The sequence below is a fragment of the Pseudomonas sp. R-28-1W-6 genome, assembly GCF_009799925.1.
GTDB lineage: Bacteria > Pseudomonadota > Gammaproteobacteria > Pseudomonadales > Pseudomonadaceae > Aquipseudomonas.
This window is the reverse complement of record NZ_WELK01000001.1, coordinates 682,410-699,803: the sequence shown is the minus strand read 5'-3', so window position 1 is coordinate 699,803 and position 17,394 is coordinate 682,410. Positions and strand designations below refer to the sequence as shown.

Genomic DNA, 17,394 nt, shown 5'->3' with positions numbered 1-17,394 from the left:
CCCACGTATTGCCAATAAACGATGCACCTAGCCTGAATAGGAGTTACCGATGATCAACCGTCCGCTGCAACTGGCCGCCGCCGTCCTGGCCACCACTCTGAGTACCGGCCTGCTGGCCGCCGACAAGCCGTCCTTCGTCGCGTCGGGCAGCTTCCAAGTCTGCTCCGACCCCACCTACCCGCCGATGGAGTTCTTTGAGCAGGCCGGCGCCAAGGAGCCGAGTGGCTTCGACACCGACCTGATCCGCGCCCTGGCCAAGCACTGGGGCGTGCAGCCGCGCTTTATCGTCACCGAGTTCACCGGCCTGCTGCCTGGCCTGGATGCCAAGCGCTGCGACGCGGTGATCAGCGGCACCCTGGTAACCCCGGAGCGCACCCAGAAGCTGAATGCCGTGCCCTACCTGGCCACCGCCACCATCGTCTTCGGCAGCGGCAAGAGCGAGTTCAAACTGAACACCCTGGACGAGCTCTCCGGCAAGGTGGTCGCCGTGCAGTCGGGCACCCAGTACGTGGCCATCATGGAGAAGCTCAACGAGCAGCTGAAGGCCGCCGGCAAGACTCCGGCGACCCTGCAGACCTACCCCAAGGGCAGCGACGTGGCCCAGCAGGTACTGGTCGGTCGCGCCGCCGCCGGGCTGAGCCAGGACACCGAGCTGGCCTACCGCGAACTGCAGACCCCGGGCCAGTTCAAGACCCTCTACAGCTTCCCGGAGAAGGACATCTTCGGCGCCTACCTGCGTCCGGATGCCGCCGACAAGGCCGCCGTGCAGGCCGCCGTCGACGCGCTGAAGGCCGACGGTACGCTGCAGGCCATCGCCGAGAAGTGGAAGCTCGACCCGGCCAACCTGCAAACCGCCGCGGAGTAACGACTCCCCTCTCCCGGCAGACGTAGGGTGGATGACGCAGTTTTCATCCACCATGCCCCCGCGCGGTGGATCGATGAGGCGCGATCCACCCTACAACTGCCCCGCTGACCGCACCCGGCCGACACGGCGGGCGCCTGCTTCCCTTCATGCAGGACACGCACATGAACTTCGATGTTGCCGTCTTCTGGGACGCCCTGACGTCCTATCACTTCTTCAAGGGCGCCTGTATCACCCTGCTGCTGGCCCTGCTGGCGCACTCGGTGGGCATCCTTATCTCGATTCCCGCCGCCCTGGCCCTGGACGGCCCGAACAACCCGGCGCGCTCCGCCCTGCGCGGCGTGCTCAGCGTGTTCCGCGGCGCGCCGACTCTGCTGCAGCTGCTGTTCGTGTGGAACGCCTTGCCGCAGTTCTTCCCGATCTTTCGCGAGGAATGGTTCACCCCGTTCTTCGCCGCCTGGATCGCCCTGTCGATCAACGAGGCGGCCTACCAGGTGGAGATCAACCGCGCCGCGCTGAAATCCGTGGACCGCGGCCAGTACGCCGCCGGCCACGCCCTCGGCCTGTCGCGCTGGCAGATCTTCCGCTACGTGATCATGCCGCAGGCTGCGCGGATCGCCATTCCGCCGACCTCCAACGAATTCATCACCCTGCTCAAGATCACCTCCCTGGCCTCGGTGATCTCCCTGCAGGAGCTGATGGCGGTGACCTCGCAGACGGTCTCCACCACCTTCCAGTTCTCCGAGTACTACGCCGTCGCCCTGGTCTACTACCTGGCCATGGTTTACACCCTGACCTGGCTGCAGGGTGGCCTGGAGCGCCGCCTGTCGTGGGACTCGGTGGCCGTCGCCGCCTCCCCGGCCGGCCTGGTGCAACGTACCCTGGCGCGCATGCGCCGTATCTGAGGAGCCTGTCATGAGCGAAATCATCCGTCTGCACAACGTCGGCAAGCGCTACGACAGCTTCCAAGTGCTGCAGGGCATCGACCTGTCGGTCGAACAGGGCGAGAAGATCGTCATCTGCGGGCCCTCCGGCTCGGGCAAGTCGACCCTGATCCGCTGCATCAACCGCCTCAACCCGCACGACACCGGCACCATTACCGTGGAAGGCCAGGACGTCTCGACCAAGGCCGGCGGCGACCACGTGCGCCGCGAAGTGGGCATGGTGTTCCAGAACTTCAACCTGTTCCCCCACCTGAGCGTGCTGGACAACTGCACCCTGGCGCCAATGAAGGTGCGCGGCCTGTCGCGCAAGGTGGCCGAGGAGCTGGCGATGAAGTACCTCAGCCGCGTGCATATCGGCAGCCAGGCGCACAAGAAGCCTGGCCAGCTCTCCGGCGGCCAGCAGCAGCGGGTGGCCATCGCCCGCGCGCTGTGCATGAACCCCAAGGTGATGCTGTTCGACGAGCCCACTTCGGCGCTCGACCCGGAAATGGTCGGCGAAGTGCTGGAGGTGATGACCGAGCTGGCCCTGGACGGCATGACCATGCTCTGCGTGACCCACGAGATGGGCTTCGCCCGCAAGGTCGCCGACCGCGTGGTGTTCATGGACGCCGGCCAGATCGTCGAGACCGCCAGCCCGGCCGAGTTCTTCGACAACCCGCAGCACCCGCGCAGCCGCGCCTTCCTGTCGCAGATCCGCCACTGATGGACATGCCCAGCGAAGCCACCCTGCGCCGCGACCTGGCGGCGGCCTACCGCCTGGCCGCGCTGTTCGGCTGGGACGACACCATCTACACGCACTTCTCGGTGCGCCTGCCGGGTGTCGCCCCGCGTTTTCTGATCAACCCCTTCGGCCTGCTGTTCGAGGAAATACGCGCCAGCGACCTGATCGTGGTCGACATGGAAGGCCGCGTGCTGGAAGGCGAAGCCGACTACAACATCGCCGGCTTCACCATCCACAGCGCCATGCACATGGCCCGGGGCGATGCCCACTGCGTGCTGCACACCCACACCCTGGCGGGCATGGCGGTGGCCGCGGCGGACAACGGCCTGGCCCAGCTCAACCAGATCAGCGCCGAGTTCCACCGCCGGGTCGGCTACCACGGCTACGAGGGCATCGCCCTCGACCTCGGCGAGCGCGAACGCCTGGTTGCCTCGCTGGGCGACAACATCGCCCTGATCCTCCGCCACCACGGCCTGCTCAGCGTCGGCGCCAGCGTCGCCGATGCCTTCTACGTCATGTACTACCTGAACAAGGCCTGCGAGATCCAGCTGGCCGCCGCCGCGCTCGATGGCGTGCGCGAAATGCCGGAAGCCCTCAGCCAGCACGCCTGCGGCCAGTTCCAGGGCTGCGAATGGCAACGCCCGCTGCTGTGGCAGGCCTGGCTGCGCAAACTCGACCGCCTCGACCCCAGTTACAAGGACTGATGCCATGACCACCTGCGGCGAGTTTCTCGTCAAACAACTGCAAGCCTGGGACGTCGACACCGTATTCGGCATCCCCGGCGTACACACCGTGGAGCTGTACCGCGGCCTGCCGGCCAGCCAGATCCGTCACATCACCCCGCGCCACGAGCAGGGCGCCGGTTTCATGGCCGACGGCTATGCGCGAGTCAGCGGCAAGCCGGGCGTGTGCTTCATCATCACCGGCCCGGGCATGACCAATATCCTCACCGCCATGGGCCAGGCCTACGCCGACTCGATCCCCATGCTGGTGATCTCCAGCGTCAACGAACGCGCCCGCCTCGGCCACGGCAACGGCTACCTGCATGAGCTGCCCAACCAGAGCGCGATGGTCGCCGGCGTGTCCGCCTTCAGCCATACCCTGATGAGCGTCGAGGAACTGCCGGCGGTGCTGGCCCGCGCCTTCGCCGTGTTCGAGGGCGAACGCCCGCGCCCGGTGCATATCGAGCTGCCGCTGGACATCATCACCGCCGACGCCAGCCATATGCGCGTGCAGCCCAAGCCGCGCCAGGCCCGCCCGGCACCCAATCGCAGCCTGCTGCGCGAGGCCGCCGGCCTGCTCAAGGGTGCCCAGCGCCCGCTGCTGCTGCTCGGTGGCGGCTGCGTCGCGGCCCAGGCCGAAGCCCGTGCCCTGGCTGCCGCGCTGGACGCCCCGACCGCGCTGACCATCAATGCCAAGGGCCTGCTGCCACCGGGCCACCCGCTGCTGCTGGGCAGCAACCAGGCGCTGGTGCCGGTGCGCCAGCTGGCGCTGGAGGCCGACGTGGTGCTGGCCATCGGCACCGAGCTGGGCGAGACCGACTACGACGTGGTGTTCGACGGCAACTTCCAGTTGCCCGGACGGCTGATCCGCATCGACATCGACCCGCAGCAGCTGCATCGCAACTTCCCGGCGACCCTGGCCATCCAGGGCGACGCGCGCCTGGCCATGCGCATGCTGCTGGCCGAGCTGCAACCGCGCGAGCCAAGCGCCGAGAGCCCCGGCGCGCGGCGCACCGCCGCCGTACAGGCGCAGCTGGCCGAAGGCTTCAGTGGCTGGATGCACTACCGCGCGCTGTTCGACACCGTGCTGGAGGCTTTGCCGGAGGCGCGCTTTGTCGGCGACTCGACGCAGACCGTGTACAGCGGCAACCATCTGGTCGAGCTGGACGGCGCGCGGCGCTGGTTCAACGCCTCCACCGGCTACGGCACCCTCGGCTATGGCCTGCCGGCGGCGCTCGGTGCCAAGCTGGCCGAGCCGGGTCGCCCGGTGATCAGCCTGATGGGCGACGGCGGCCTGCAGTTCACCCTGCCCGAGCTGGCCAGCGCGGTGGAAGCCGGCATCGGCATCATCGTGCTGCTGTGGAACAACAGCGGCTACGGCGAGATCAAGCGCTACATGGAACGCCGCGACATCACCCCGATCGGCGTGGATATCTACACCCCGGATTTCCTGACCATCGCCCGCGGCTTCGGCTGCACTGCCGAACGCGCCCGCGATCACGCGCATCTGGCCGAACTGCTGCGCAGCGCCCCGAGCGACCGCCCGTTGATCATCGAGGTGTTGGAACAAGCGCCTTTCCATCCTTAATTGTTTGCCCTGGCGCGCCAGGGCCGCCCCTCTGTCCAAGGTGATGCATGACCGCACAACTGTTTATCGATGGCACCTGGCTCAGCGCCAGCAGCGCCAACCGCCTGCCGGTGTTCAACCCCAGCACTGGCGAGCAGATCGCCAGCGTTGCCTGCGCCTCGGCCGCGGATGTCGAGCTGGCGGTGCAGGCGGCGCGGCGCGCCTTGCCGGCCTGGAGCCAGCGCCCAGCCCGTGAACGCGCCGAGTACCTGCGCGCCTTCGCCGCGCAGATTGAGGCGCGCAGCCAGGCGCTGATCGAGTTGCAGATGCGCAACAGCGGCAAGCCACGGCATGAGGCCGAATTGGATATCGCCGACGCCATCGCCACCTTCTCCTATTACGCCGAACTGGCCGACGGCCTGGACGCCCGGCAGAACGCCGCCGTGGCCCTGCCGGACAGCAGCTACCAGGCCTTCACCCGCCTGGAGCCGCTCGGCGTGGTCGGGCTGATCGTGCCGTGGAACTTCCCTCTGGTGACCAGCGCCTGGAAGCTCGCCCCGGCTCTGGCCGCGGGTTGCTGCGTGGTGCTCAAGCCATCCGAACTGACCCCGCTGATCGAGCTGCAACTGGGCGAGATCGCCAGCGCCATCGGCCTGCCGGCGGGGGTGTTCAACCTGCTTCCCGGCGATGCCGCCACCGGCGCGGCCCTGGTCGCTCACCCACAGATCGCCAAGCTGTCGTTCACCGGCAGCAATGCCGTGGGGCGCAAGGTCATGCAGGCCGCCGCCTCCCGCACCCTGCCGGTGGCCCTGGAACTGGGCGGCAAGTCGCCGATCCTGGTCTTCGCCGACAGCGACCTGGACCAGGCGGTGCAATGGATCATCGCCGGCATCTGCTGGAACGCCGGACAGATGTGCTCGGCCACCTCGCGCCTACTGGTCGAGGACAGCATCGCCGACGCCCTGCTGGACAAGCTGGCCGGCGCCCTGGCCGCGCTCAAGGTCGGCGACCCGCTGAGCGAAGGCTGCGAGATGGGGCCGATGACCAGCCAGGCGCAGCTGCACAAGGTGCTGGAGTATTTCGCCATAGCCGAGCGCGAAGGCTTGCACTGCCTCGGCGGCGCACGGCAACTGCCGGGCCCGGGCTGGTTCGTGGCGCCCACGCTCTACGCCGATGTGCCGGCGGACAGCCGCCTGTGGCGCGAGGAAATCTTCGGCCCGGTACTCTGCAGCCGGCGTTTCAGCGATGAGGCCGACGCCGTGCACCAGGCCAACGACTGCGACTTCGCCCTGGCCGCCACCGTGGTCAGCGCCGACCGCAACCGCGCCATGCGCGTGGCCGCGGCCCTGGAGGCCGGGCATGTGTGGGTCAACTCGGTGCAAGTCATCTACCCGCACACCTCCTGGGGCGGCGGCAAGGCCAGCGGCATCGGCCGCGAGCTCGGCCCCTGGGGCTTATCGGCGTTTCAGCAGGTCAAGCACATTACCGTGCCCAGTGTGGACTGCTAGCCCGCCTGACGGGCCATAGGCTCGTCCCGAAGCAATGTCTGCCGCCTGGCGCACTGTCCGCCATGCCTTGGCCGCGAGGCCGGCTGCTCGATCAACGAAGTGGCCTGCCTGCTCGGCTTGCCGACAGCCGCGCCAGGCACTGTAGCGCGGGCTGGAAAACGCTACATACCGGCGCGTCAGGAATGTTCTTAATATCGAACATGGCTGTCGCTGCAGCGACTCATGCCGGCGCCGCTGGAGGGCTGGAGGCGACTGAGCGCCAACGGAAAACAAGGGGAAGCCCCGGGCACCGGTGGCCTCTCATACTTTTTGGTTATTTTGTTGGTTTTATCGAACATAGCTCTTGCCCTTTGCCGACGCCGGCCCTAGCATTCGTTTGACATTTCAAACGCCGGCACCTCGTCGGCGCGACACCCTGCTTTGCTGCCTGCCCCCTCGGCGACCGTACCAGGAGAACAAGATGCAACTGAAAGACGCCCAGCTGTTCCGCCAGCAAGCCTACATCGACGGCCAGTGGCTGGACGCCGACAGCGGCCAGACCATCGCGGTGAACAACCCGGCGACCGGCGAGATCATCGGCCATGTGCCGAAAATGGGCCGCGCCGAGACCCGTCGCGCCATCGAAGCCGCCGAGCGCGCGCTGCCGGCCTGGAGCGCGCTGACCGCCAAGGATCGCGCCAACCGCCTGCGCCGCTGGTTCGAGCTGATGATGGAAAACCAGGACGACCTCGGCCGCCTGATGACCATCGAGCAGGGCAAGCCGCTGAGCGAAGCCAAGGGCGAAATCGCCTACGCCGCCTCCTTCCTCGAGTGGTTCGCCGAAGAAGCCAAGCGCATCTATGGCGACACCATTCCCGGCCACCAGCCGGACAAGCGCATCATCGTGCTCAAGCAGCCGATCGGCGTGACCGCGGCCATCACCCCGTGGAACTTCCCCTCGGCGATGATCACCCGCAAGGCCGGCCCGGCCCTGGCCGCCGGTTGCACCATGGTGCTCAAGCCCGCCTCGCAGACCCCCTACTCCGCCCTGGCCCTGGCCGCCCTGGCCGAGAAGGCCGGGATTCCGGCCGGCGTGTTCAGCGTGGTCACCGGCAGCGCAGGCGAAGTCGGCGGCGAGCTGACCAGCAACCCGATCGTGCGCAAGCTGACCTTCACCGGCTCCACCGAAATCGGTCGCCAGCTGATGGCCGAATGCGCCCAGGACATCAAGAAGGTGTCCCTGGAGCTGGGCGGCAACGCGCCGTTCATCGTCTTCGACGACGCCGACCTGGATGCCGCCGTGGAAGGCGCGCTGATCTCCAAGTACCGCAACAACGGCCAGACCTGCGTCTGCGCCAACCGCCTGTACATCCAGGACGGCGTGTACGACGCCTTCGTCGACAAGCTGAAGGCCGCCGTGGCCAAGCTGAAGATCGGCAACGGCCTGGAAGACGGCACCACCACCGGCCCGCTGATCGACAACAAGGCCGTGGCCAAGGTCCAGGAACACATCGAGGACGCCCTCAGCAAGGGCGCCAAGCTGGTCGCCGGTGGCAAGCCGCACAGCCTGGGCGGCAGCTTCTTCGAGCCGACCATCCTGATCGACGTGCCGAACAACGCGGCCGTGGCCAAGGAAGAGACCTTCGGCCCGCTGGCGCCGCTGTTCCGCTTCAAGGACGAGGCCGAAGTGATCGCCATGTCCAACGACACCGAGTTCGGCCTGGCCTCCTACTTCTATGCCCGCGACCTGGGTCGCGTGTTCCGCGTGGCGGAAGCGCTGGAGTACGGCATGGTCGGCATCAACACCGGGGTGATCTCCACCGAGGTGGCGCCGTTCGGCGGCGTGAAGGCCTCCGGCCTGGGTCGTGAAGGCTCCAAGTACGGCATCGAGGACTATCTCGAGCTGAAATACCTGTGCCTGGGCGGCATCTGATTTAACTGATTTCCGTGGGTGTCGGGTGGCAGGCAGGAGTCGTAGCCACCCGGCGTCGGCGTTTCCGGTGGTGGCACCGGCGAACCCTGCAGACGAATCGGCAGGAGCCTGGCAGTTCGATCATCGTTAGCTGCCAAGCCCCGCCCCATCGTCATCATCCTTGGACCAAGCCGCACCAACCCAGCGGCCGATGAGGAAACCATGAGCAAGACCAACGAATCCATTCTGCAACGCCGTGCTGCCGCTGTTCCGCGCGGTGTAGGTCAAATCCACCCGATCGTCGCCGAACGCGCCGAGAACGCCACCGTGTGGGACGTCGAGGGCCGCGAGTTCATCGACTTCGCCGGCGGTATCGCCGTGCTCAACACCGGTCATCTGCACCCGAAAGTGGTGGCCGCCGTGCAGGAACAGCTGACCAAGCTGTCGCACACCTGCTTCCAGGTCCTGGCCTACGAGCCCTACATCGAGCTGTGCGAAGAAATCGCCAAGCGCGTGCCGGGCAACTTCGCCAAGAAGACCCTGCTGGTCACCTCCGGCTCCGAAGCGGTCGAGAACGCCGTGAAGATCGCCCGTGCCGCCACCGGCCGTGCCGGCGTGATCGCCTTCACCGGCGCCTACCACGGCCGCACCATGATGACCCTGAGCCTGACCGGCAAGGTCGTGCCCTACTCCGCCGGCATGGGCCTGATGCCGGGCGGCGTATTCCGCGCCCTGGCACCGTGCGAACTGCACGGCATCAGCGAAGACGAGTCGATCGCCAGCATCGAGCGCATCTTCAAGAACGACGCACAGCCGAGCGACGTGGCCGCCATCATCATCGAGCCGGTCCAGGGCGAAGGTGGTTTCTACGTCAACTCGCCGGCCTTCATGAAGCGCCTGCGCGCCCTGTGCGACCAGCACGGCATCCTGCTGATCGCCGACGAAGTGCAGACCGGCGCCGGGCGTACCGGCACCTTCTTCGCCACCGAACAGCTGGGCATCGTCCCGGACCTGACCACCTTCGCCAAGTCGGTCGGCGGCGGTTTCCCGATCTCCGGCGTGTGCGGCAAGGCCGAGATCATGGACGCCATCGCTCCGGGTGGCCTGGGCGGCACCTATGCCGGCAGCCCGATAGCCTGCGCCGCGGCCCTGGCCGTGCTGAAAGTGTTCGACGAAGAGAAGCTGCTGGAGCGTTCGCAAGCGGTGGGCGAGAAGCTCAAGGCCGGCCTGCGCGAGATCGCCGCCAAGCACAAGGTCATCGGAGACGTGCGCGGCCTGGGTTCGATGGTCGCCATCGAACTGTTCGAGAACGGCGATCACGACAAGCCGGCGGCCGAGCTGGTCGGCAAGATCGTCGCCCGCGCCCGCGACAAGGGCCTGATCCTGCTGTCGTGCGGCACCTACTACAACGTGATCCGCTTCCTGATGCCGGTCACCATCCCGGACGCCCAGCTGGAAAAAGGCATTGCCATCGTCGCCGAGTGCTTCGACGAACTGGCGTAAGAGCTGCTGCGCGTCGGTCATCCGGCGTTGAAATCGGGCTCGGGCTGCTCATTTACAGCTCGTAAACTCCGCGCCCTCGCCCGATTGATTCGCTGGCGCTTACCCAGCGGGCCAGCCTACGGCTGTTACTCCCGTTGGTCGTTGCGCCTTGTCTGCCTCTAGCTCGCAAGCTCTTCGGCAGACACTGCATCACCGAATCCGCCTGAGGCTCACCAGGCCGGGCGTTTCTTCGAGACCCGCGCAAGCGGGTCTTTTTTTGCCTGTCAGTTGGCCTGCAGGGCTTCCTGCACGAAGTCCAGACGATCCTGGCCGAAGAACAGCTCGTTGCCGACGAACATGCTCGGTGCGCCAAATACACCGCGCTTGACCGCTTCCTCGGTGGTGGCCTTGAGTTGGTCCTTCACTTCCTGCTCGGCAGTCAGCGCCAGCAGCGCTTGCGCATCGAACCCCGCTTCGCTCAATACCTTGCCCAGTACCGCCAGGTCGCCGAGGTTCAGGGCATCGACCCACATGGCTTTGAAGATTGCGCTCACATAGGCGTCGAAACGCTCCGGCATGTGCAACTGCACGCCCACCGCACCACGCATCAGGCCCAGGGTGTTGATCGGAAAATGCGGGTTGAACTGCATCGGCACCTGGTAGCGCCGGGCGAAGCGCTGCAGGTCCTGCAGCATGAAGCGGCCCTTGCTCGGGATGGTGATCGGCGAGGCGTTTTTCGTCGCCTGGAACACGCCGCCGAGCAGCATCGGCTTGTACACCAGCTCGGCATCCGCCGCGGCGCAGATCGCCGGCAACTGGGTCCAGGCCAGGTAGGTGGTGGGGCTGCCGAAGTCGAAGTAGAACTCGACGGATTTACTCATCGATGAATGCTCTCTTGTGCTTGTTTTAACCAGATTTCGCGACCCAGCGAGCGACGCCCAGGCGTTGTTGGCGAAGCGGTGCGAAATGCTCATTGGCAGCAGCCAACTGCGCTTTCTCCCCGCTTCGCCGCCTAGCCTGAACGTCGCGCAGCGGGTCGATTCACGTCACCACTTCTCCATCCAGGGGCGCAGATCGAGTTCGAAGGTCCAGGCATCGCGTGGCTGGGCGTGCAGGAACCAGTAGTTATCGGCGATATGCTCGGGATTGAGGATACCGTCCTGCTCCTTCAGCGCGTAGCGCTCGGGGAAGCTGTCGCGGATAAAGGCGGTGTCGATGGCGCCATCCACCACCACGTGGCCGACGTGGATGTTCAGCGGGCCCAGCTCGCGCGCCATGCTCTGCGCCAGGGCGCGCACGCCGTGCTTGGCGCCGGCGAAGGCGGCGAAGTGCGCGGCGCCGCGCAGGCCGGCAGTGGCACCGGTGAACAGGATGGTGCCGCGGCCGCGGGTGACCATGCGCCGCGCCACCGCCTGGGCGGTAAGGAAGGCGGAGAAGCAGGCCATTTCCCAGATCTTGAAGTACTTGCGCGCGGTCTCTTCGAGGATGCTGCACGGCACGTTGGCGCCGATATTGAAGACGAAGGCCTCGATCGGGCCGATGCTGCTCTCGATCTGCTCGACCAGTGCGGCGACCTCGTCCTCCTTGCGCGCATCCGAGGCGAAGCCGTGGGCCTGGCCTCCGCCGGCGCGGATTTCATCCACCAGCGGCTGCAGCTTGTCGGCGCTGCGCCGGGTCACGCAGGCGATGTAACCCTCGCGGGCGAAGCGCTTGGCGATCGCGCCGCCGGTGGCGTCGCCGGCACCGATCACCAGTACCACCTTGTTGTCGTTGTTCTGCGGGTTCATGGATTTCACCTTTACTAAACGATCGTTAGCTAAACGAACGTTATGCTACGCTTGCGGCATCGTCAAGCAGGTTTAGCAGCGGAGATTCCCATGCGCTATTCGGCCGAACACAAGGCCCAGACCCGCGAGAAGCTGTTGCACAGCAGCGGCGCCATTGCCAAGCAGGGCGGCTTTTCCGCGGCCGGCGTGGACAGCCTGATGAAGGCCATCGGCCTGACCGGCGGCGCCTTCTACAGCCACTTTGCGTCGAAGAACGACCTGTTCAGCGCCATCGTCGAGCGCGAGCTGAGCCACAGCCTGCAGCGTCTTGGCGAGGGCGACGATGCCAGTCGCGCCAAGCTGCAGCGCTGCCTGGAGCGTTACCTGAGCATGGCCCACGTGCAGCAGCCGGACAGCGGCTGCGCCATCCCCACCCTGGGTGCCGAGATCGCCCGCGCCGACCTCAAGGTGCGCGAGCAGGCCGAGCACTGGCTGGTGCGCCTGCAGCAGGCCTGGAGCGAGGTGCTGGGCAGTGGCGAGCTGGCCTGGGCCATCCTCGCCCAGTGCGTCGGCGCGCTGGTGGTAGCGCGCATGCTGGCCACGGAGCAGCGCCAGGCCGAGGTGCTGGAGGCCAGCAAGGCGCTGCTGGCTGCGACAGTCGGTCGCGCCCCGCAAGGGCCGGAAAGCGACGAAACCCAGACGGCGGCTATCGCCATCCAGACGCCGCAGGGATAACCTGTCGCGGCAATCAACTATCTGCGCATTGCCCCGCTCGCCCACCCCCTACTCCGCCACTGTCGTTGAGGTTTCCATGACTGCCCCGGTTGCCGCTCCGGAGATTCTGATTGCCGAAGCGAACCCCTGGACAGCCGATCTGCTGACCCAGCTGGTGCTGGATGTGCGCCGCGACGCCGTGGTCACCACGGTGGCCGATGGCCAGGCGGCCCTGGCCCGCTGCCGGCGCAAGCTGCCGGACCTGGTGATCGCCGATGGCGAACTGGCCCTCCTCGACGGCGTCGAGCTGCTGCGCCAGGTGCGCCGCCACCCGCGCACCCCGGCGCTGCCGTTCATCCTGATCAGCCGGCATACCGATGCCCGCAGCGTGCGCGCCGCCCTGCCGCTGGCGCCCACCGCCTACCTGGCCAAACCGTTCAATGCCGAGCTGCTGCGCCAGCGCCTGCAGGGCCTGCTGCAAGGCACGGGGCCGGCCCCGGCCTACCCGCCGGCGCTGCTGGTCAGCGACCTCAACCAATACCTGGATGACGTCCGTGAAGCCGGCCAGGGCGCGCCGCTGCTCGGCGACCTGCGCGACGCGGTGGCCCGCAGCCTGCAGGCCAGCGAGGCGAGCCTGGGCGAACTGGAGCAGGAGTTCGCCCGCGACCCGCAGATCACCGCGCGCCTGATCGCCGCCGCCAACAGCGCGGCGGAACACCGCGGCGCCGCCAGCCAGACCCTGGCCCAGTCACTGCACCGGCTGGGCGTGGCGCGCAGCCTGAACCTGGTGCTGGGCCTGGCCATCCAGCGCAACGCCCGCCTGCAGGACCCGCGCCTGAGCGAGCTGGCCGGGCACACCGGGCAGCAGGCCCAGCACAGCGCCGAACTGGCCTTCTGGCTGGCCGGGCGCCTGGGACTGGATGCCGAGCTGTGCTACACCGCCGGCCTGCTGCACAACATCGGCGAACTGGCCCTGCTGCGCAGCCTGCAGGACTGGCTGGATGCCGGCGGCGAGCTGAGCAGCGAACAGATCGACAGCGCCCTGCACCAGCGCGCTGCCAGCTACGGCTCGGCCCTGCGCATTCGCTGGCGCCTGCCCTTCGGCCTGCGCGAACTGATCGCCGCGTACTACGGCCTGGGCAAAGGGGTGTTCTCGCGCGAGGCGCTGGTTCTCAACCTCAGCGCCGAACTGCTCGCCCTGCCGGCCGATCAGGGGCCGGAGCAGGTCGCCGAGTGCCGCGCGGCGAGCATGCTGCGGCTGTCCGCCTCGCTGCTCGGGCAGGTGCCGGCGAGCCTGCTCAGGCGCGACTGAGCGGCAGCACTCACGCCTCTCCCGACGAGTCCGCCGGCTCGATCCGCCGCACCAGCCCCCCCTTGCAACCAGCGAACGGCAAGCCGCCTGCACGACACCCTAACCTGGGAAACGCAGGCCGGCTGAACGATCTTGCCTATTGGCTACGCGCCAACCTGGCCACGCGGAACCTGCCTGAACCGACTAGTCGATTCGCGCCATCTGGCGCAGGAGGTCGAGGTCGAGGATCTCGATCTCGCCGTAGGTCAGGCGCAGCGCGCCGCGCGCCTCCAGGTCCTTGAGGATCTGATTGGTGGTCTGCCGCGACAGGGCGAGCATCAGCGCCAGCTGATCCTGGGCCAGCTGGATCACCCGCCGCGGGCCGGTCTCGCCATAGCCCTCGGCGATCAGCAGCAGGCGCCGGGCCAGGCGTGGCGCCGCCGGCAGCAGACTCATCGCCTCCAGGGCGATGAAGGCCAGGCGCAGCTTCTGGCTCATCAGCAGGGCGAACTCGCGCCAGTAGCGCGGCTGCCGGTCGAGCAGCTCCAGCAGCGCGCCCTGGGGGATCTGCAGCAGCTGGGTCGGCCCCTCGGCAAAGGCGTCGTGGGTGCGCGGCTGGCCGTCGAACAGGGATATCTCGCCAAACCAGTGAGGCGGCTCGACCAGGGTCAGCAGCGCCTCCTTGCCCTCTCGGTCGACCGCGCCGATGCGGATCGCCCCCTGCAGCACCGCGTACAGCCCGCACGGGCGATCACCGCGGCTGAACAGGCGCTGCCCGGCCGCCAGCTGGCGCAGGCCGGCCTGGCCGAGCAGCTCCTCCTGCAGCGCCGCGGGCAGGTGGCTGAACCAGTGCCCGGCCAGCAGTTGCTGGCGCAGGCTTGCGGGGGCGGACATGGCATCTCCTGGGTTTGTCGGCTAGGCGACAGAGGCCGGCACGCGCGGCGGACCATTATCGGACAACTTGCCTGAATTATTGCGGAGTTAGCCGATGAAGTCCCTCGTTGATCACCTGAGCCAGTACGCCGAATACCACCGCGACCGGCGGAACATCTTCAGCCATTTCATCGGCATCCCGATGATCGTGGTGGCGGTCGCCGTGCTGCTGTCGCGCCCCGGCCTGGAAGTCGCCGGGCTGTGGCTGTCGCCGGCCCTGCTCACGGCCCTGGCCGCCGGCCTGTTCTACCTGCGCCTGGACCTGCGCTTCGGCCTGCTGATGAGCGCCCTGCTGGCGCTGTGCCTGTGGGCCGGCATGGCCCTGGCGCAGGCCGGCACGGCGGCCTGGCTGGGCGGCGGCCTGGGCCTGTTCGTGGTCGGCTGGGTGATCCAGTTCATCGGCCACTACTACGAAGGACGCAAGCCGGCCTTCGTCGACGACCTGATGGGCCTGGTGGTCGGGCCGTTGTTCGTGGTCGCCGAACTGGCCTTTCTCTGCGGCCTGCGCCATGAACTGCGCGAGGCGGTGGAGCGCCGCGCCGGACCGACGCGCATCCGCCAGAAGAACGCCATCGTCTGAACCCGGCAGTGGGCGCCGCCCGCCGGCGCTTTTCCGCAGGCATGAAAAAACCCGCCAGAAGGCGGGTTTTTTCGTGGTCGCCGATCAATTACTTGATCTTGGCTTCCTTGTAGATCACGTGCTTGCGGATGGTCGGATCAAATTTCTTGATCTCGATCTTGTCCGGGGTGGTGCGCTTGTTCTTGTCGGTGGTGTAGAAGTGGCCGGTACCGGCGCTGGACACCAAACGGATCAGTTCACGCATGATTTGCTCCTTAGACCTTTTCGCCGCGAGCGCGCAGCTCGGACAGCACTACGTCAATGCCGCGCTTGTCGATGATACGCATGCCCTTGGCGGAAACGCGCAGACGCACGAAACGCTTCTCGGACTCGACCCAGAAGCGGTGATGCTGCAGGTTCGGCAGGAAACGACGACGGGTTTTGTTGTTTGCGTGGGAAATATTGTTCCCGGTTACCGGACCCTTACCGGTAACTTGACAGACTCTCGACATGCCTCAGCCCTCTAAACCACATGCCCAACCCGGCATGGGTTGGCCGCTTGAACTCAATAGTCATTTGGCGCTCAGCGCCACGTTTCTCGGGGGTCTTACCGCGCTTGTCTGCTTGCGCAGGAGGCGGGCCCCTAGAAAAGAGCGCTGCTTTATACCAGAACACCCTGGCACTCGCAAGGTTGAGCATGTCTTTCCAGCCGCAGAGTGACCTGGCACGGCGCGCTCTGCGGCGGGCTTGAAGGGCCGCACCGGCTTGACCGCTCGTCGCCGCCTGCTGATTGTTCCGCTGCGCCCCTTGGTCTAGGGTAGACCCTTGCCGCCCATTGTCCCACGGAGATCCCGCCCATGCGCCTTGCCGCCCTGCCCCTGCTGTTCGCCCCGCTGCTGAGCCAGGCCGCCGTGCTCAGCGTCTGCACCGAGGCCAGCCCGGATGGTTTCGACGTGGTGCAGTACAACGCGCTGACCACCACCAATGCCTCGGCCGACGTGCTGATGAACCGCCTGGTCGACTTCGACGCCGCCAGCGGCCAGCTGCAGCCGAGCCTGGCCAGCGCCTGGACGGTGTCGGCCGACGGCCTGGTCTGGGACTTCCAGCTGCGCCCCGGGGTGCGCTTCCAGCGCACCGAGTGGTTCAGTCCGAGCCGCGAGCTGAACGCCGAGGATGTGCTGTTCAGCTTCCGGCGCATGCTCGACCCCGCCCATCCCTGGCACAAGAGCGCGCCCGGCGGCTACCCGCACGCCCAGTCGATGCAGCTGCCCGCGCTGATCAAGCACATCGAGTCGCCAACCCCGCTGCAGGTGCGCTTCACCCTCAACCAGCCGGACGCCACCTTTCTCGCCACCCTGAGCATGGGCTTCGCCTCCATCTACTCGGCCGAATATGCCGCGCAGCTGCTGCGGGCCGGCACGCCGGAGCGGCTCAACAGCGCGCCGGTCGGCACCGGCCCGTTCATCCTCAAGCGCTTCCAGAAGGATGCCGTGGTGCGCTACACGGCCAACCCGGACTACTTCGCCGGCAAGCCCGCGGTGGACGGCCTGATCTTCGCCATCACCCCGGACGCCAACGTGCGCCTGCAGAAGCTGCGCCGCGGCGAGTGCCAGATCGCCCTGTCGCCCAAGCCGCTGGATGTGCAGGCGGCCCGCCAGGACCCGGCCCTGCGGATCAGCGAGACGCCGGCCTTCATGACCGCCTTCGTCGCCCTCAACACCCAGCACCCGCCCCTGGACAAACCGCAGGTGCGCCAGGCGATCAACCTCGCCTTCGACAAGGCCAGCTACCTCCAGGCGGTGTTCGAGGGCAGCGCCACCGCAGCCAGTGGGCCCTACCCGCCGACCACCTGGAGCTATGCCAAGGCCTTGCCCGGCTACGCCCATGATCCGGCCAAGGCCAGGGCGCTGCTGGCCGAAGCGGGGCTGGCGGAGGGTTTCAGCACGACACTCTGGACCCGCCCGTCGGGCAGCCTGCTCAACCCCAACCCCAGCCTCGGCGCGCAACTGCTGCAGGCCGACCTGGCCAAGGTCGGCATCCGCGCCGAGATCCGCGTGATCGAGTGGGGCGAGCTGATCAAGCGCGCCAAGGCCGGCGAGCATGACCTGCTGTTCATGGGCTGGGCTGGCGACAACGGCGACCCGGACAACTTCCTCACCCCGCAGTTTTCCTGCGCCTCGCTGCAGTCCGGGCTGAACTTCGCGCGCTTCTGCGACCCGCAACTGGACAAGCTGATCGCCGCCGGCAAGCTCAGCGCCGAGCAGACGGTGCGCAGCGGCCTGTACCAGCAGGCGCAGACGATCATCCAGGAGCAGGCCCTGTGGCTGCCGCTGGCCCACCCGACCGCCTTCGCCCTGCTGCGCAGCAACGTGCAGGGCTATCGGGTGAACCCCTTCGGCCGCCAGGATTTTGCCCGGGCGCGGCTCGACTGAGC

General features: G+C 67.4%; 17 protein-coding genes. 12 read left to right on the top strand and 5 right to left on the bottom strand.

Annotated features, from left to right (window positions below):
• Positions 1-49 precede the first annotated feature (49 nt).
• The 8 genes from F3I62_RS03155 (at position 50) to gabT (ending at position 9,718) form a co-directional block, all read left to right on the top strand.
• The gene (locus F3I62_RS03155) at positions 50-865 is read left to right on the top strand and encodes a transporter substrate-binding domain-containing protein (protein WP_160488217.1); all 816 of its coding nucleotides are present in this window, start codon (positions 50-52) and stop codon (positions 863-865) included.
• 161 nt (positions 866-1,026) lie between these two features.
• Positions 1,027-1,767, top strand: coding sequence for an amino acid ABC transporter permease (locus F3I62_RS03150; protein ID WP_160488216.1), 741 nt, complete (start codon positions 1,027-1,029; stop codon positions 1,765-1,767).
• Positions 1,768-1,777: 10 nt separating this feature from the next.
• On the top strand, positions 1,778-2,509 hold the full coding sequence (locus F3I62_RS03145; RefSeq protein WP_218572689.1) for an amino acid ABC transporter ATP-binding protein: 732 nt from the start codon (positions 1,778-1,780) through the stop codon (positions 2,507-2,509).
• Positions 2,509-3,231, top strand: a complete 723-nt coding sequence (locus tag F3I62_RS03140) for a class II aldolase/adducin family protein (protein WP_218572688.1) — start codon at positions 2,509-2,511, stop codon at positions 3,229-3,231. Before F3I62_RS03145 ends, F3I62_RS03140 begins: the two co-directional genes overlap by 1 nt.
• A 4-nt stretch (positions 3,232-3,235) precedes the next feature.
• Positions 3,236-4,837, top strand: coding sequence for a 5-guanidino-2-oxopentanoate decarboxylase (locus F3I62_RS03135; protein ID WP_160488215.1), 1,602 nt, complete (start codon positions 3,236-3,238; stop codon positions 4,835-4,837).
• Positions 4,838-4,884: 47 nt separating this feature from the next.
• Positions 4,885-6,324 carry an aldehyde dehydrogenase family protein gene (locus F3I62_RS03130; RefSeq protein WP_160488214.1) on the top strand — a complete coding sequence of 480 codons (1,440 nt, stop codon included), beginning with the start codon at positions 4,885-4,887 and terminating at the stop codon, positions 6,322-6,324.
• Positions 6,325-6,784: 460 nt separating this feature from the next.
• On the top strand, positions 6,785-8,236 hold the full coding sequence (gene gabD, locus F3I62_RS03125) for an NADP-dependent succinate-semialdehyde dehydrogenase (protein ID WP_160488213.1): 1,452 nt from the start codon (positions 6,785-6,787) through the stop codon (positions 8,234-8,236).
• 201 nt (positions 8,237-8,437) lie between these two features.
• Complete coding sequence (gabT, locus tag F3I62_RS03120) at positions 8,438-9,718, top strand: 4-aminobutyrate--2-oxoglutarate transaminase (RefSeq protein ID WP_160488212.1); 1,281 nt, start codon at positions 8,438-8,440, stop codon at positions 9,716-9,718.
• A 263-nt stretch (positions 9,719-9,981) separates the two neighbouring features.
• Here the strand turns inward: gabT and F3I62_RS03115 are convergent, their stop codons facing one another.
• Together F3I62_RS03115 and F3I62_RS03110 are read right to left on the bottom strand one after the other, a co-directional pair.
• Positions 9,982-10,578 (bottom strand): 2-hydroxychromene-2-carboxylate isomerase, encoded by a 597-nt coding sequence (locus F3I62_RS03115; RefSeq protein ID WP_160488211.1) that lies wholly within the window; start codon positions 10,576-10,578, stop codon positions 9,982-9,984.
• A 165-nt stretch (positions 10,579-10,743) separates the two neighbouring features.
• A complete protein-coding gene (locus tag F3I62_RS03110; protein WP_160488210.1) occupies positions 10,744-11,484 on the bottom strand; it encodes an SDR family oxidoreductase in 741 nt (246 codons plus the stop codon).
• A gap of 90 nt (positions 11,485-11,574) precedes the next feature.
• Here F3I62_RS03110 and F3I62_RS03105 point away from each other — a divergent pair, with 90 nt between their 5' ends.
• Both F3I62_RS03105 and F3I62_RS03100 read left to right on the top strand, forming a co-directional pair.
• A complete protein-coding gene (locus F3I62_RS03105) occupies positions 11,575-12,198 on the top strand; it encodes a TetR/AcrR family transcriptional regulator (RefSeq protein WP_160488209.1) in 624 nt (207 codons plus the stop codon).
• Between the two features lie 76 nt (positions 12,199-12,274).
• Positions 12,275-13,489, top strand: a complete 1,215-nt coding sequence (locus tag F3I62_RS03100; RefSeq protein WP_160488208.1) for an HDOD domain-containing protein — start codon at positions 12,275-12,277, stop codon at positions 13,487-13,489.
• Between the two features lie 183 nt (positions 13,490-13,672).
• On the opposite strand, the gene F3I62_RS03095 is transcribed toward F3I62_RS03100, so the two are convergent.
• A complete protein-coding gene (locus F3I62_RS03095) occupies positions 13,673-14,362 on the bottom strand; it encodes a Crp/Fnr family transcriptional regulator (RefSeq protein WP_160488207.1) in 690 nt (229 codons plus the stop codon).
• A 94-nt stretch (positions 14,363-14,456) separates the two neighbouring features.
• On the opposite strand from F3I62_RS03095, the gene F3I62_RS03090 reads away from it, so the two are divergent.
• A complete protein-coding gene (locus F3I62_RS03090) occupies positions 14,457-14,981 on the top strand; it encodes a DUF962 domain-containing protein (protein ID WP_160488206.1) in 525 nt (174 codons plus the stop codon).
• 88 nt (positions 14,982-15,069) lie between these two features.
• Here the strand turns inward: F3I62_RS03090 and rpmG are convergent, their stop codons facing one another.
• Together rpmG and rpmB are read right to left on the bottom strand one after the other, a co-directional pair.
• Positions 15,070-15,225, bottom strand: coding sequence for a 50S ribosomal protein L33 (rpmG, locus tag F3I62_RS03085; protein ID WP_160077807.1), 156 nt, complete (start codon positions 15,223-15,225; stop codon positions 15,070-15,072).
• A gap of 10 nt (positions 15,226-15,235) precedes the next feature.
• Positions 15,236-15,472, bottom strand: a complete 237-nt coding sequence (rpmB, locus tag F3I62_RS03080; RefSeq protein ID WP_039806568.1) for a 50S ribosomal protein L28 — start codon at positions 15,470-15,472, stop codon at positions 15,236-15,238.
• Between the two features lie 345 nt (positions 15,473-15,817).
• On the opposite strand from rpmB, the gene F3I62_RS03075 reads away from it, so the two are divergent.
• Complete coding sequence (locus F3I62_RS03075; protein ID WP_160488205.1) at positions 15,818-17,392, top strand: ABC transporter substrate-binding protein; 1,575 nt, start codon at positions 15,818-15,820, stop codon at positions 17,390-17,392.
• The last annotated feature ends 2 nt before the right edge of the window (positions 17,393-17,394 follow it).

Bases quoted from the DNA above. Each gene is read 5' to 3' on its own strand.
- F3I62_RS03130 (WP_160488214.1), top strand. From the start codon at position 4,885: ATGACCGCACAACTGTTTATCGATGGCACCTGGCTCAGCGCCAGCAGC.
- F3I62_RS03075 (WP_160488205.1), top strand. From the start codon at position 15,818: ATGCGCCTTGCCGCCCTGCCCCTGCTGTTCGCCCCGCTGCTGAGCCAG.
- F3I62_RS03140 (WP_218572688.1), top strand. From the start codon at position 2,509: ATGGACATGCCCAGCGAAGCCACCCTGCGCCGCGACCTGGCGGCGGCC.
- F3I62_RS03100 (WP_160488208.1), top strand. From the start codon at position 12,275: ATGACTGCCCCGGTTGCCGCTCCGGAGATTCTGATTGCCGAAGCGAAC.
- F3I62_RS03145 (WP_218572689.1), top strand. From the start codon at position 1,778: ATGAGCGAAATCATCCGTCTGCACAACGTCGGCAAGCGCTACGACAGC.
- F3I62_RS03135 (WP_160488215.1), top strand. From the start codon at position 3,236: ATGACCACCTGCGGCGAGTTTCTCGTCAAACAACTGCAAGCCTGGGAC.
- rpmG (WP_160077807.1), bottom strand. From the start codon at position 15,225: ATGCGTGAACTGATCCGTTTGGTGTCCAGCGCCGGTACCGGCCACTTC.
- gabT (WP_160488212.1), top strand. From the start codon at position 8,438: ATGAGCAAGACCAACGAATCCATTCTGCAACGCCGTGCTGCCGCTGTT.
- F3I62_RS03095 (WP_160488207.1), bottom strand. From the start codon at position 14,362: ATGTCCGCCCCCGCAAGCCTGCGCCAGCAACTGCTGGCCGGGCACTGG.
- F3I62_RS03090 (WP_160488206.1), top strand. From the start codon at position 14,457: ATGAAGTCCCTCGTTGATCACCTGAGCCAGTACGCCGAATACCACCGC.
- F3I62_RS03155 (WP_160488217.1), top strand. From the start codon at position 50: ATGATCAACCGTCCGCTGCAACTGGCCGCCGCCGTCCTGGCCACCACT.
- rpmB (WP_039806568.1), bottom strand. From the start codon at position 15,472: ATGTCGAGAGTCTGTCAAGTTACCGGTAAGGGTCCGGTAACCGGGAAC.
- F3I62_RS03110 (WP_160488210.1), bottom strand. From the start codon at position 11,484: ATGAACCCGCAGAACAACGACAACAAGGTGGTACTGGTGATCGGTGCC.
- F3I62_RS03150 (WP_160488216.1), top strand. From the start codon at position 1,027: ATGAACTTCGATGTTGCCGTCTTCTGGGACGCCCTGACGTCCTATCAC.
- F3I62_RS03115 (WP_160488211.1), bottom strand. From the start codon at position 10,578: ATGAGTAAATCCGTCGAGTTCTACTTCGACTTCGGCAGCCCCACCACC.
- gabD (WP_160488213.1), top strand. From the start codon at position 6,785: ATGCAACTGAAAGACGCCCAGCTGTTCCGCCAGCAAGCCTACATCGAC.
- F3I62_RS03105 (WP_160488209.1), top strand. From the start codon at position 11,575: ATGCGCTATTCGGCCGAACACAAGGCCCAGACCCGCGAGAAGCTGTTG.